Below are 12,680 nucleotides of genomic sequence, written 5' to 3'. Positions count from 1 at the left end.
CAGGTTCGCAACGTTATCGTTGACGACCTTCGCGAGCGTGCTCGCTCCTACAGAGATCTAGATCACATCCGGAACACGCCGAAGCGGCTCGGTTCGATTGGCGCGTTCAACGACGCGGACAAGGCCAGGGCCAGTACGTCGCGGGTCTGGGCCGGGTCGATGACACCGTCGTCCCACAGGCGCGCGCTGGAATAGTAGGGGTGGCCCTGTTCTTCGTACTGATCGAGGATCGGTTGTTTGATCTCGGCCTCCTGCTCGGCGCTGAAACCCTGGCCGCTGCGTTCAGCCTGCTCACGCTTGACCTGTACCAGCACGCCGGCCGCCTGTTCGGCACCCATCACGCCGATGCGCGCATTCGGCCACATCCACAAGAAGCGCGGATCGTAGGCGCGGCCGCACATGCCGTAGTTACCGGCGCCGAAACTGCCGCCGATGATCACGGTGAACTTCGGCACCTTGGCGCAGGCCACAGCCGTCACCAGTTTTGCGCCGTGCTTGGCGATGCCGCCGGCTTCGTATTTCTGGCCGACCATGAAGCCGGTAATGTTTTGCAGGAACAGCAGCGGGATGCCGCGCTGGCACGCCAGTTCGATGAAGTGCGCGCCTTTCTGCGCCGCTTCAGCGAACAGGATGCCGTTGTTGGCGAGGATCGCGATCGGGTAACCGTGCAGGTAGGCAAAACCGCAGACCAGCGTGGTCCCGAACAAGGCTTTGAATTCGTCGAATACCGAACCGTCCACCAGCCGTGCAATCACTTCGCGGACGTCGAACGGTTGCTTGGCATCGGCCGGGACCACGCCGTACAACTCGTCGCTGCTGTAGAGCGGGGCGATTGGCGTGCGTTGCTGAACCTCACCTTGCTTGCGCCAGTTGAGGTTGGCGATGCTGCGGCGGGCCAGCGCGAGGGCGTGTTCATCGCTCTCGGCATAATGGTCGGCTACACCGGAAATCTTGCAGTGCACATCGGCCCCGCCAAGGTCTTCGGCACTGACCACTTCACCGGTTGCGGCTTTCACCAGCGGTGGACCGGCGAGGAAGATGGTCGCTTGTTCGCGGACCATGATCGCTTCGTCGGCCATTGCCGGCACATACGCACCACCGGCGGTGCAAGAACCCATGACCACGGCAATCTGCGGGATGCCCATGGCGCTCATGTTGGCCTGATTGAAGAAGATTCGGCCGAAGTGCTCACGGTCCGGGAACACTTCATCCTGACGCGGCAGGTTGGCGCCGCCGGAGTCCACCAGATAGATGCATGGCAGTCGATTCTGTTGCGCGATGGTCTGGGCGCGAAGGTGTTTCTTCACGGTCAGCGGGTAATAAGAGCCACCCTTAACTGTGGCGTCGTTGGCGACGATCATGCATTCGATGCCTTCCACACGACCGATACCGGCAATCACGCCAGCGGCGGGGACGTCTTCGCCATACACCTCGTACGCCGCCAGTTGGCTGATCTCCAGAAACGGCGAGCCCGGATCTAGCAGGCGGTTGATGCGCTCACGGGGCAGCAGTTTGCCCCGTGAGGTGTGGCGTTCCTGAGCCTTCGGGCCACCACCTTGTGCCACCTGGGCGAGCAGGGTGTGCAACGCGTCGACCTGCTTGAGCATCGCCGCGCTGTTGGTGGCGAACTCCGCTGAACGGGGGTTGAGCTGGGTATGCAAGGTAGCCATGGACAGCTCCGTTTAGCGGGTTTCGTTGAACAGTTCGCGACCGATCAGCATGCGACGGATCTCGCTGGTGCCGGCACCGATTTCGTACAGCTTGGCGTCACGCAACAGCCGGCCGGCCGGGAATTCGTTGATGTAGCCGTTGCCGCCGAGGATCTGGATCGCATCAAGGGCCATTTGCGTCGCGCGTTCGGCGCTGTAGAGGATCACGCCGGCAGCGTCCTTGCGCGTGGTTTCGCCGCGCTCGCAAGCCTGGGCCACGGCATACAGGTAGGCACGGCTGGCGTTGAGTTGGGTGTACATGTCGGCGACCTTGCCCTGGATCAGCTGGAATTCGCCGATGCTCTGGCCGAACTGCTTGCGGTCGTGAATGTACGGCACGATCAGGTCCATGCACGCCTGCATGATCCCGGTCGGTCCTCCGGACAGCACGACGCGTTCGTAGTCGAGGCCGCTCATCAGCACTTTCACACCACCGTTGAGCACGCCGAGGATGTTCTCTTCCGGCACTTCGACGTCATCAAAGAACAGCTCACAGGTGTTCGAACCGCGCATGCCGAGCTTGTCGAACTTGTTGCTGCGGCTGAAGCCTTTCCAGTCGCGCTCGACGATGAACGCGGTGATGCCGTGGGGGCCTTTTTCCAGGTCGGTCTTGGCGTAGATCACGTACGTGTTGGCGTCCGGACCGTTGGTGATCCAGGTCTTGCTGCCGTTGAGCACGTACTTGTCGCCACGCTTATCAGCGCGCAATTTCATCGACACCACGTCGGAACCGGCATTTGGCTCGCTCATGGCGAGGGCGCCGATGTGCTCGCCGCTGATCAGCTTGGGCAGGTATTTGGATTTCTGTTCGTGAGTGCCGTTGCGGTTGATCTGGTTGACGCACAGGTTGGAGTGGGCGCCGTAGGACAGCGCCACCGAGGCCGAACCACGGCTGATTTCTTCCATCGCTACGACATGGGCCAGGTAACCCAGACCGGCACCACCGTACTCTTCCGGTACGGTAATGCCGAGCAGGCCCATGTCGCCGAATTTGCGCCACAGGTCGGCGGGGAACAGGTTGTCGATGTCGATCTGAGCGGCGCGCGGGGCGATCTCCTTGGCGACGAAGGACTGAACCTGATCGCGCAACATGTCGATGGTTTCACCGAGGGCAAAATTCAGGGATGGGTAGCTCATGGGTCACCTTTTGGCGTTTTTGTAGGGTGGGGAGGGCAGTGATTCGGCTCTCACCTTTACGTTAACGTAAGCCTGTGACGAATGGCTGTCAATCACCCTTTACGTTAACGTCAACTTGAGCGAGAGTAGAGCCAGTTCAAGATAGAACGCGGACCCACCAGGTACAGGTCCGCCGGTAGCCCATTAATAAAGACAATAGGGGTCGTCATGGATCAACCCAGTGCAAATCAGCAACGCAGTTACACCCGCGGTTCCCAGGACAAAGCCTTGCTGGCGATGACCATCGGCCAGGCGTTTGATAACACTGTGGCAAAGTATTCGACCGCAGAAGCCTTGGTCGTGCGCCATCAACAGCTGCGCTATACCTGGCAACAACTGGCAGATGCGGCGGACCTGCATGCCAGGTCACTGCTGGCGCTGGGGCTGCAAACCGGGGACCGTCTCGGCATCTGGGCGCCCAATTGCGCGCAGTGGTGCATTACCCAGATTGCCACCGCAAAAATCGGCGTGATCCTGGTCAACATCAACCCGGCTTACCGCAGCTCCGAACTCGAATACGTATTGAAGCAGTCCGGTTGCCAATGGCTGGTCTGCGCCGGGGCGTTCAAGACGACCAATTATCACGCGATGCTGCAAGGTCTGGCGCCGGAGTTGGCAGAGCAATCCATCGGCCAATTGCAGTGTGAGCGACTACCGGATCTGCGCGGGGTGATCAGCCTGGATGCACAACCTCCGAGCGGTTTCCTGCCCTGGTCGCAACTTGCCGATCTCGCCTGCAGTGTGTCAGTCGACCAGTTGCGCGAGCGCCAGGACAGCCTGCATTTCGATCAACCCGTAAACATTCAGTACACCTCCGGCACCACCGGTTTCCCCAAGGGCGCGACCCTCAGTCACTACAACATTCTCAACAACGGTTACATGGTCGGCGAAAGTCTCGGGTTGACTGCCAATGATCGCCTGGTAATTCCAGTGCCGCTTTATCACTGTTTCGGCATGGTCATGGGCAACCTTGGCTGCATTACCCATGGCAGCACCATGATTTACCCGAACGACGCGTTTGATCCGTTGTTGACGTTGAGCACTGTCGCCGAAGAAAAAGCCACCGCGCTTTACGGTGTGCCAACCATGTTCATCGCCATGCTCGATCAACCGCAGCGCGCAGAATGCGACCTGTCGAGCCTGCGCACCGGGATCATGGCTGGAGCGACATGCCCGATCGAGGTGATGCGTCGGGTCATCAGCGAAATGCACATGAGCGAAGTGCAGATTGCCTACGGCATGACGGAAACCAGTCCGGTGTCATTGCAGACCGGCCCTTCAGACGAGCTGGAGCTGCGTGTGACTACCGTCGGTCGCACTCAGCCGCAGCTGGAAAGCAAGATCATCGATGAAGCGGGCAACCTCGTGCCCCGTGGCACCATCGGCGAGTTGTGCACCCGGGGCTACAGCGTGATGCTGGGTTACTGGAACAACCCCGAAGGCACGGCAGAGGCCATCGATCAGGCAGGCTGGATGCACACCGGTGACCTGGCGAGCATGAACGGCGAGGGTTACGTGTGTATTGCCGGGCGCAACAAGGACATGATCATCCGTGGCGGTGAGAACGTTTACCCCCGGGAGCTGGAAGAGTTTTTCTTCACGCATCCGGCTGTCGCAGACGTGCAGGTAATCGGTATTCCTTGCTCGCGTTATGGTGAAGAAATCGTTGCCTGGATCAAGTTTCATCCCGGCCACAGCGCTACCGAGCAAGAACTGCAAGCCTGGTGCAAGGAGCGCATTGCGCACTTCAAGACGCCGCGCTACTTCAAGTTCGTCGAGGAGTTTCCGATGACGGTGACCGGCAAGATCCAGAAATTCCGCATGCGTGAGATCAGTGTCGCGGAGCTCAAAGCGAAGCTGTAGGAGCTGGCGCAGGCTGCGATCTTTTGGAGGAACAGAAGATCCGGATCAAAAGATCGCAGCCTGCGCCAGCTCCTACAGAGAGATGAGTTGTTGCGAATATTTCATGAACGCCAGACAGCACAAAGGGGAGCCGAAGCTCCCCTTTAATTTGTCGTTGCGCGTGCTCTTTTTTTATTATTGAGGGTCGGTCTGTTTTTGTTTTTGGCAACCGTTGCCCTTTACCGCTGTTTTTGGCGATCCCCATTCGGGATCAAGAGCAAACGTATTTTTTTGAGCGCTGATCTGCTTTTTCGCTGAGCGATCCAACCAGTTCGGGAGCTACCTGAGGGTAGTTTTATTATTCTCTGCCCGGTTGCGGGTTACTTCGAAAAGCACCCTGAAAAGCACATCTTCTCCAAAAAAATCTGTTAGCTGCGTCTCTGCCTTGTTGTTTTTGTTATGTCAGAGTCGTTACGTCTTGTTTTTATTAGGGTTACTGCAAATTTTTTATTCTTGTTGTGCGATAGATATAGCAGGAGCCGTGCCAACTTTTTAAAACCCTTTAAAATCAATGATTTGCGATTTCTTAGGTTTTTGTCCCTCAGGGAATCCCCTAGTTTTTGTTTCCGTGTTACTCGCTTGCGCCCACATTTCAGAAACAGCGGTAACACCCGGACACATTCCCCCCCACTCAGTGCGTGCTACGTGCCTTGGCCACACGAGAACCGGTTGGCCGGCCCAAGACGTTGCAAATCTGCTGACCGGCCAGGATCAGGGCCTCCAGGTCGATTGCGCTCTGAATGCCGAGGCCGTTAAGCAGGTACACCACGTCCTCGGTGGCAACGTTACCGCTGGCGCCCTTGGCGTAAGGGCAGCCGCCGAGCCCGGCAATAGAGCTGTCGAACACCGCGATCCCTTCCAGCAGGCTGGCATAAATGTTGGCCACGGCCTGGCCATAGGTATCGTGGAAGTGTCCGGCCAGTTTTTCCCTCGGCACATCCGCCGAAACCACTTCGAACATTCGGCGGGTCGCGCCAGCAGTGCCCGTACCGATGGTGTCACCCAGCGAAACTTCATAGCAGCCCATGGCGTAGAGCTCGCGAGCGACAACCGCGACCTGTTCCGGCGCGACGTTACCCTCGTATGGGCAGCCGAGCACGCACGACACATAACCGCGCACACTCACGCCATGTTGTCTGGCGGCGTCCATGATCGGTACGAAACGCTCCAGGCTCTCGCTGATCGAACAGTTGATGTTGCGCTGGGAAAACGCTTCGGACGCCGCCGCGAACACGGCAATTTCCTTGACCCCGGCAGCGAGGGCATCTTCAAAGCCCCGCAGGTTGGGGGCGAGAGCGCCATAGATCACACCGGGTTTACGCTGGATCTGCGCGAAGACCTCGGCCGAACCGGCCATCTGCGGCACCCACTTGGGCGACACGAAGCTGCCGACTTCTATATAGCCGAGCCCGGCGGCGGTCAGTGCATCAACCAGTTGCACCTTGTCGGTAACACTGATGGGCTGGGCTTCGTTTTGCAGGCCGTCGCGAGGGCCGACTTCGACAATGCGTACGTGCGAGGGGAGGGACATGGGGATTCGACCTGTGCTGATTGTTCGGAGAACCCTGTAGGAGCGAGCCTGCTCGCGATGGTTTCCCAGCCACCGCGTTTATCCAGCAAACACGCGTTATCGTTAACGACCATCGCGAGCAGGCTCGCTCCTACAGGGGGCGGATTTTACTGAATGACTTCCTGGCTTTTGAGCGTCTGTTCCAACGCCTGCACGCAGCGCTCTTCCGCCGTATCCAGTTCCAGCTTCATCTGCTCGATGTCCAGCAACTGCTGTTCCAGCTGTTCCCGGCGCTCGCTGATTTTTCCCAGCATGCTGTGCAACTGCTTGGTGTTACCGCTGGACGGGTCGTAAAGCTCGATCAATTCGCGGCATTCGGCCAACGAGAAGCCGATGCGCTTGCCCCGCAGGATCAGTTTCAGGCTGACCTTGTCACGGGGCGAGTAGATGCGTTCCTGACCACGGCGCTCAGGACTGAGCAGGCCTTGCTCTTCATAAAAGCGAATGGCGCGAGTGGTGATGTCGAGCTCGCGGGCGAGGTCGGAAATGCTGTAGGTCTGACTGCTCATGGAAGCGCTCACTGAAGGTCATGGCGCTAAGCTAATGGCAGGTTGACGTTTACGTCAAGGGGCGAAAAGGATCGCAGCCTGCGGCAGCTCCTACAGGAAAATGCGTATCCGTGTAGGAGCTGCCGCAGGCTGCGATCTTTTGAATGGCTTTACACCATTTTAGCGTCGAACTTCTTCTCATGCGCCGTCACCTGCTGGCACAACTCGATCATCTGCTCGCGCATCCAGCGGTTGGCTGGATCCTGGTCGGTGCTTTCGTGCCAGTAGAGGTGGGTTTCCACCGGCGGCACATCGTTGACCGGCAGATTGAAGGCGTGCAAATCGTTACGACGGGCAAAACGTTCCGGCACGGTCATGACCATGTCTGTCTGCTGCATCACCTGGGAGGCCATCAAGTAATGCTGGGAGCGCAGGGCGATCTTGCGCTGGATGCCCATTTTGCCCAGCGCCAGGTCAACATAGCCGAGGCCGCTGCGACGGCTGGAAATATGGATGTGCGTCAGCCCCAGGTAGTCGTCGAGGGTAAGCTTTTCCTTGGCCGCCAGCGGGTGCCCCTTGCGCATGGCGCACACGTAGCGGTCTTCCATCAACTTGACGTGGCGCACTTGCGGGTCGGTATTGAGGGGGGCATCCACGGCGAAATCGAGGCGGCCGGCTGCCAGTTCCTTGGTCGTCTCGCGACGCTTGGACAGGAAGCTTTCGATGATCACCGTTGGTGCGAGGCGGCGCAGTCGCTGGAACAGCGGCGGCAGGATCACCGCTTCGGTAAGGTCGGTCATGCTGATGCGGTAGGTCTTGTTCGCCTGTTGCGGGTTGAATATGCGGCTTTCCTGCACGGAGATTCGAAGCAGCGAAAGGGCGTTTCGCACCGGGCCGATGATGTTCTGTGCCATCGGTGTAGGCACCATGCCCTGGGCTGTGCGCACGAACAGCGGGTCGTTGAAGGTCTCGCGCAGGCGGGCCAGAGCGTTCGAGACCGCTGGCTGGGTGATGCCCACGATCTGCCCGGCACGGGTCAGATTCGCTTCGGTGTAGATCGCGTCGAAGACGATGAAAAGGTTGAGGTCGACCTTGCTCAGATTCATTACGCGGCACTCTTATTGTGTGGGCGGGCTGCTCTTGTAGATCAGCCGATCATATATCGGTGATGAATGTTTATACACGCCGAGAATAGGCTAGGTAAATTATCAACGCTGTTCTAGCATCGATACATGACCTAAACAACCTCCCCCAAGAAGGTATCTCGCTCATGGATTTCGCTTATTCGCCCAAGGTTCAGGAACTGCGTGAGCGCGTGACAGCGTTCATGGACAACTACGTTTATCCCGCTGAAGCCGTGTTCGAGCGTCAGGTCGCTGAAGGCGATCGCTGGCAGCCGACCGCGATCATGGAAGAACTCAAACTCAAGGCCAAGGCTGAAGGCCTGTGGAATTTGTTTCTGCCTGAGTCCGAGCTCGGTGCTGGCCTGACCAACCTTGAATATGCGCCGTTGGCGGAAATCATGGGCCGCTCGCTGTTGGGGCCTGAGCCGTTCAACTGCTCGGCGCCGGACACCGGCAACATGGAAGTGCTGGTGCGTTATGCCAATGAAGAGCAGAAACAACGCTGGCTCGAACCCTTGCTGCGGGGCGAGATCCGCTCGGCCTTCGCCATGACCGAACCGGACGTTGCGTCCTCCGACGCCACCAACATGGCCGCCCGTGCCGTGCGCGATGGCGATGAGTGGGTGATCAACGGCAAGAAATGGTGGACCTCAGGTGCGTGCGACCCGCGCTGCAAAATCCTGATCTTCATGGGCCTGAGCAACCCGGATGCGCCGCGCCACGCCCAGCACTCGATGATTCTGGTGCCGGTGGATGCCCCCGGCGTGAAGATCGTGCGCCCGCTTCCAGTGTTCGGTTATGACGATGCACCTCACGGTCACGCCGAAGTGCACTTTGAAAATGTCCGGGTGCCGTACGAAAACGTCCTGTTGGGTGAAGGACGTGGTTTCGAAATCGCTCAAGGTCGCCTTGGCCCGGGCCGGATTCACCACTGCATGCGTTCGATCGGCATGGCCGAACGCGCACTGGAACTGATGTGCAAACGCTCGGTGAACCGCACAGCGTTCGGCAAGCCTCTGGCACGCCTGGGCGGTAACATCGACAAGATCGCCGACTCGCGGATGGAGATCGACATGGCGCGCCTGCTGACATTGAAAGCGGCGTACATGATGGACACCGTGGGCAACAAAGTGGCCAAGAGCGAAATCGCACAGATCAAGGTCGTGGCGCCGAACGTGGCCTTGCGGGTTATCGACCGGGCGATCCAGATGCATGGCGGGGCAGGGGTTTCCAACGATTTTCCGCTGGCCTACATGTATGCGATGCAGCGCACCCTGCGCCTGGCCGACGGCCCGGACGAAGTGCACCGTGCTGCCATCGGCAAATTTGAAATCGGCAAATATGTGCCCAAAGAGATGATGCGCAGCGGGCATTAAGAAAAGCTAAAAGATCGCAGCCTTCGGCAGCTCCTACAGGATACGCATGCAACTGTAGGAATTGCCGAAGGTTGCGATCTTTTCAATACACCCAAACCTCAACCCGCCGATTCTTGATCCGCCCCTCATCTTCGCTATTGGCAGCCACCGGCATTTCGGCGCCGAATCCACGAATCTCACGAAACACCACGCCGTCTTTCACCAGTTCCCGCCGTACCGCCATGGCCCGCAGTTTTGACAGCAGATCGGCACGTGCGGGGTCGCTCTTGGCATCGCCGAACCCTACCAGCGTCACTTGCCCAGCCGTTTTGCCGTGCTGCTTTATATAGTCGAGTACGCGCGACAGGTCTTGCCGGGCCTTGTTGTCCAGACTGGCGCTGCCTTCTTCGAAGCGAAAATTTACCGACAAACGCTGGGCATGGCGACTCAGAGCCTGATACCCCTCTGGCATCAACGCATTTGGCGTGACGGCCATGGCCTGGACGGTCTGGGCAACAAACCCGTTGGCGGCGACGATCGCTTGCCCCTGGCTGCTTTGGGCGTAGGCCACCAGTGCTTGGGCCCAGGGATTTTTCCCCGTCGGTGGCAGGTAAAAGAACAAGCGTCGGGACAGCGGGTAGTCTTCTGTGGCGATCAGGCTGTCGAGTGGCAGCATGGCTTGCGATTGACCGTCGACGATGGCCACGGCTTTGGCTTGGCGCACGTAGGGCAGGCCGATAAAACCGATGCCTTGCGGGTCAGCGCTGACAGAGTCGGACAGTTGTTCGCTGGATTCGAAGCGCTTGGCGGTGCTGCTCAGCGTTTTTCCACGGCTGTTGAGGACCAGATCCTTGAACGTGTCGTAGGTGCCGGACTGATCATCCCGTGCATACAGATGAATCATCCCACCGTGTCCGCCGACTTCTTCCCAGGTCTTGGCGTCGCCACTGAAGATACGCGCCAATTGCAGGGTGTCGAGTTGATTCAGCGGATTGTCCGGATGAAGGATGATCGCCAGGCCGTCGATGGCGATGACCTGTTCGGCCGTGGAGTTCTTCAGATCGCCCAGGGGTTCGAGGCTGGCCAGTTCGCTGTCCTTGATTGAGCGCGATGAGGTGGCGAGATCGGCCGTGCCGGTTTTCAGTGCGGTGAAGCCGGTGCTGGAACCGTGGGCCGCCACTTCCACGATGACTTGGCGGCCTTGTCCGGTTTCACCCACGACATGCAGTTCGTTGGTCGTGTCCGTGAGGTTGCGATGAATATTGCGCAGACCCTGCTCACGCATCATTCCCTCGACCAGCGCCGGACCCAGCGCCGCGCCGATGGTGTTGGAACCCTGAATGCGCAGCACCGGACCGTGTTCGGGGATCGGCAAATTGTCAGCCGAGACCACTGGCAACAGGCCAAGGCTGAGGGTCAACAGGAACAACACGCGCAGCATCATGCCGGCACCTTAATAGCCAAAGGAGGTGCCGGGAGATTAAGTCAGTGAGGTTGCTAAAAGATGACAGTCAAAAGATCGCAGCTTGTGGCCGCTCCTACAGGAATATCTCGGAGCTGCCACAGGCTGCGATCTTTTGCTTTTCAGCTCAATTCAAGCCAGATCGGTGCATGATCCGAAGGTTTTTCCATGCCGCGCAGTTCGTAGTCGACACCGGCCGCCTTGACCCGCGGTAACAGGCCGTGGGACGCGAGGATCACGTCGATACGCAGCCCGCGCTTGGGTTCGTCCTCAAAACCACGGCTGCGGTAGTCGAACCAGCTGAAGACATCTTCCACTTGCGGGTTCAAATGCCGGAAGCTGTCAGTCAGGCCCCAATTCTTCAGGCGCGCCATCCACTCGCGCTCTTCCGGCAGAAAGCTGCACTTGCCGGTTTTCAGCCAGCGCTTCATGTTGTCCGGGCCGATTCCGATGTCGCAGTCTTCCGGGGAGATATTCACGTCGCCCATGACCACCAGTGGTTGCTCGTTTTTGAACTGGCTCTCCAGCAATTGCTGCAAGTCGCTGTAAAAGCGTTGCTTGGCCGGAAATTTGGTCGGATGGTCGCGGCTTTCTCCCTGTGGGAAATAACCGTTCATGATCGTCACCGGCACGCCATTGGCGTCGGCGAAAGTGCCCCAGATGAAACGCCGTTGGGCGTCTTCTTCATCGGTGGCGAAACCTTTGTGCAGGGCCAGCGGCTCCTGGCGCGAGAGCAGAGCGACGCCGTAATGGCCTTTTTGCCCGTGGAAATACACGTGATAGCCCAGCGCCTGAACCTCGGCCAGCGGGAACTGTTCGTCGTGGACTTTGGTTTCCTGCAACCCGATCACGTCGGGCTGATGTTTTTCGATCAGCGCCGCCAACTGATGGGGACGGGCGCGCAGCCCGTTGATGTTGAAGGAGACGATCTTCATGGTCGGCAGTCCTGGCAAAAAGGGCGATGCTAGCTGACATGTAGGAATCGGGCCAGTGTTGGGGTGAGGGGATTGGACTATGTCTGTCAGCGATGTATTGGCAGCGAGCTTGCTCGCGTAGGCGATTTCATTGCCTACACTCAATCCCGATCCGCAAGGAACTGTGTGCGCCCAAATGAGCTCGTAACAACAAGAGCGCAGCCACCCGAGCTGTGCCGGGGAGAACGACCGTCATGCCCGAAACCTCTACCACCATTGCCGATATACATATGCTCGACAGCGGCTACGCCCGCGAAGCACGCTCCCTGTTGTATCAGGCCTACCGACACGAGCCGACGTTCGCCTATCTGTTCGAAGCCGAACGCCCCGGTTATGAACAGCGGGTTCGCGCGACTGTGCGCGAACTGGTCACGCAGCATTTTCTCCAGGATCTGCCGGCCATCGGCCTGTTGGTCAATGATCGCTTGATCGGCATCGCTCTGATTGCACCGCCGCAACGCCGCCTGGGTATCACTGAAAGTTGGGCCTGGCGTCTGCGCATGGTGCTCAGTACCGGTTTTCGATGCACGCGACGCTACCTTGAATATCACGATGATGTGGCGGCGTGCGTACCGAACGACTCGGTACACGTTCTGCCGTTGCTGGGCGTGCATCCACAATTTCAGGGCAAGCATTTCGGAGAGCAATTGTTACAAGCCGTGCACAACTGGTGCGCCGTGGATGAAAACTCGCAAGGCGTGATCCTCGACACCGGCAACCCTCGCTACCTGGAATTCTACAAGCGTCAGGGTTACGAGGAAATTGGCGAAGTGGCGATAGGGCCGATCCGCGAGCACGTGTTTTTTCACCCCAATCCGCAGGTGTTACATAGCGCAACGGCTTAGCACCGAACTTTCCGCGCAAAGCAGGCTCTATCACGCTCCCGTGTTCATCAATCATGCTCGTGATAGCATCCGCGC

At 58.7% G+C, this 12,680-nt stretch carries 10 protein-coding genes; 3 read left to right on the top strand and 7 right to left on the bottom strand.

Annotated elements, in window-relative coordinates:
- Positions 1 to 62: 62 nt before the first annotated feature.
- Complete coding sequence (locus QMK58_RS20125) at positions 63 to 1,670, bottom strand: carboxyl transferase domain-containing protein (RefSeq protein ID WP_320395312.1); 1,608 nt, start codon at positions 1,668 to 1,670, stop codon at positions 63 to 65.
- Between the two features lie 12 nt (positions 1,671 to 1,682).
- The gene (locus QMK58_RS20120) at positions 1,683 to 2,846 is read right to left on the bottom strand and encodes an isovaleryl-CoA dehydrogenase (protein WP_095059578.1); all 1,164 of its coding nucleotides are present in this window, start codon (positions 2,844 to 2,846) and stop codon (positions 1,683 to 1,685) included.
- Between the two features lie 207 nt (positions 2,847 to 3,053).
- On the opposite strand from QMK58_RS20120, the gene QMK58_RS20115 reads away from it, so the two are divergent.
- Complete coding sequence (locus QMK58_RS20115; RefSeq protein ID WP_320395311.1) at positions 3,054 to 4,748, top strand: AMP-binding protein; 1,695 nt, start codon at positions 3,054 to 3,056, stop codon at positions 4,746 to 4,748.
- Positions 4,749 to 5,418: 670 nt separating this feature from the next.
- On the opposite strand, the gene QMK58_RS20110 is transcribed toward QMK58_RS20115, so the two are convergent.
- The 3 genes from QMK58_RS20110 to QMK58_RS20100 form a co-directional block, all read right to left on the bottom strand.
- The gene (locus tag QMK58_RS20110; RefSeq protein WP_320395310.1) at positions 5,419 to 6,318 is read right to left on the bottom strand and encodes a hydroxymethylglutaryl-CoA lyase; all 900 of its coding nucleotides are present in this window, start codon (positions 6,316 to 6,318) and stop codon (positions 5,419 to 5,421) included.
- A gap of 146 nt (positions 6,319 to 6,464) precedes the next feature.
- Positions 6,465 to 6,866, bottom strand: coding sequence for a MerR family transcriptional regulator (locus tag QMK58_RS20105; protein WP_053161479.1), 402 nt, complete (start codon positions 6,864 to 6,866; stop codon positions 6,465 to 6,467).
- Positions 6,867 to 7,015: 149 nt separating this feature from the next.
- Positions 7,016 to 7,951, bottom strand: a complete 936-nt coding sequence (locus tag QMK58_RS20100) for a LysR family transcriptional regulator (protein WP_053161478.1) — start codon at positions 7,949 to 7,951, stop codon at positions 7,016 to 7,018.
- A gap of 164 nt (positions 7,952 to 8,115) precedes the next feature.
- Here QMK58_RS20100 and QMK58_RS20095 point away from each other — a divergent pair, with 164 nt between their 5' ends.
- The gene (locus QMK58_RS20095; protein WP_053161477.1) at positions 8,116 to 9,345 is read left to right on the top strand and encodes an acyl-CoA dehydrogenase; all 1,230 of its coding nucleotides are present in this window, start codon (positions 8,116 to 8,118) and stop codon (positions 9,343 to 9,345) included.
- A gap of 82 nt (positions 9,346 to 9,427) precedes the next feature.
- Here the strand turns inward: QMK58_RS20095 and QMK58_RS20090 are convergent, their stop codons facing one another.
- Positions 9,428 to 10,768, bottom strand: coding sequence for a substrate-binding domain-containing protein (locus QMK58_RS20090; RefSeq protein ID WP_053161476.1), 1,341 nt, complete (start codon positions 10,766 to 10,768; stop codon positions 9,428 to 9,430).
- A 140-nt stretch (positions 10,769 to 10,908) separates the two neighbouring features.
- Positions 10,909 to 11,721: an exodeoxyribonuclease III gene (gene xthA / locus QMK58_RS20085; RefSeq protein ID WP_320395309.1), complete on the bottom strand. Its 813-nt coding sequence runs from the start codon at positions 11,719 to 11,721 to the stop codon at positions 10,909 to 10,911.
- A 233-nt stretch (positions 11,722 to 11,954) separates the two neighbouring features.
- Between xthA and QMK58_RS20080 the strand changes: the two genes are divergently transcribed.
- Complete coding sequence (locus tag QMK58_RS20080) at positions 11,955 to 12,605, top strand: GNAT family N-acetyltransferase (protein ID WP_053161474.1); 651 nt, start codon at positions 11,955 to 11,957, stop codon at positions 12,603 to 12,605.
- The last annotated feature ends 75 nt before the right edge of the window (positions 12,606 to 12,680 follow it).

Source organism: Pseudomonas sp. P8_241, assembly GCF_034008315.1.
GTDB lineage: Bacteria > Pseudomonadota > Gammaproteobacteria > Pseudomonadales > Pseudomonadaceae > Aquipseudomonas.
Note: the sequence above shows the minus strand (reverse complement) of the source record. Positions and strands in the feature narration are given on the sequence as shown.

What these genes read in the sequence shown, in the direction of transcription:
- QMK58_RS20120 (WP_095059578.1), bottom strand. Translation starts at nt 2,846, where the DNA reads ATGAGCTACCCATCCCTGAATTTTGCCCTCGGTGAAACCATCGACATG.
- QMK58_RS20100 (WP_053161478.1), bottom strand. Translation starts at nt 7,951, where the DNA reads ATGAATCTGAGCAAGGTCGACCTCAACCTTTTCATCGTCTTCGACGCG.
- QMK58_RS20080 (WP_053161474.1), top strand. Translation starts at nt 11,955, where the DNA reads ATGCCCGAAACCTCTACCACCATTGCCGATATACATATGCTCGACAGC.
- QMK58_RS20105 (WP_053161479.1), bottom strand. Translation starts at nt 6,866, where the DNA reads ATGAGCAGTCAGACCTACAGCATTTCCGACCTCGCCCGCGAGCTCGAC.
- QMK58_RS20115 (WP_320395311.1), top strand. Translation starts at nt 3,054, where the DNA reads ATGGATCAACCCAGTGCAAATCAGCAACGCAGTTACACCCGCGGTTCC.
- xthA (WP_320395309.1), bottom strand. Translation starts at nt 11,721, where the DNA reads ATGAAGATCGTCTCCTTCAACATCAACGGGCTGCGCGCCCGTCCCCAT.
- QMK58_RS20095 (WP_053161477.1), top strand. Translation starts at nt 8,116, where the DNA reads ATGGATTTCGCTTATTCGCCCAAGGTTCAGGAACTGCGTGAGCGCGTG.
- QMK58_RS20110 (WP_320395310.1), bottom strand. Translation starts at nt 6,318, where the DNA reads ATGTCCCTCCCCTCGCACGTACGCATTGTCGAAGTCGGCCCTCGCGAC.
- QMK58_RS20125 (WP_320395312.1), bottom strand. Translation starts at nt 1,670, where the DNA reads ATGGCTACCTTGCATACCCAGCTCAACCCCCGTTCAGCGGAGTTCGCC.
- QMK58_RS20090 (WP_053161476.1), bottom strand. Translation starts at nt 10,768, where the DNA reads ATGATGCTGCGCGTGTTGTTCCTGTTGACCCTCAGCCTTGGCCTGTTG.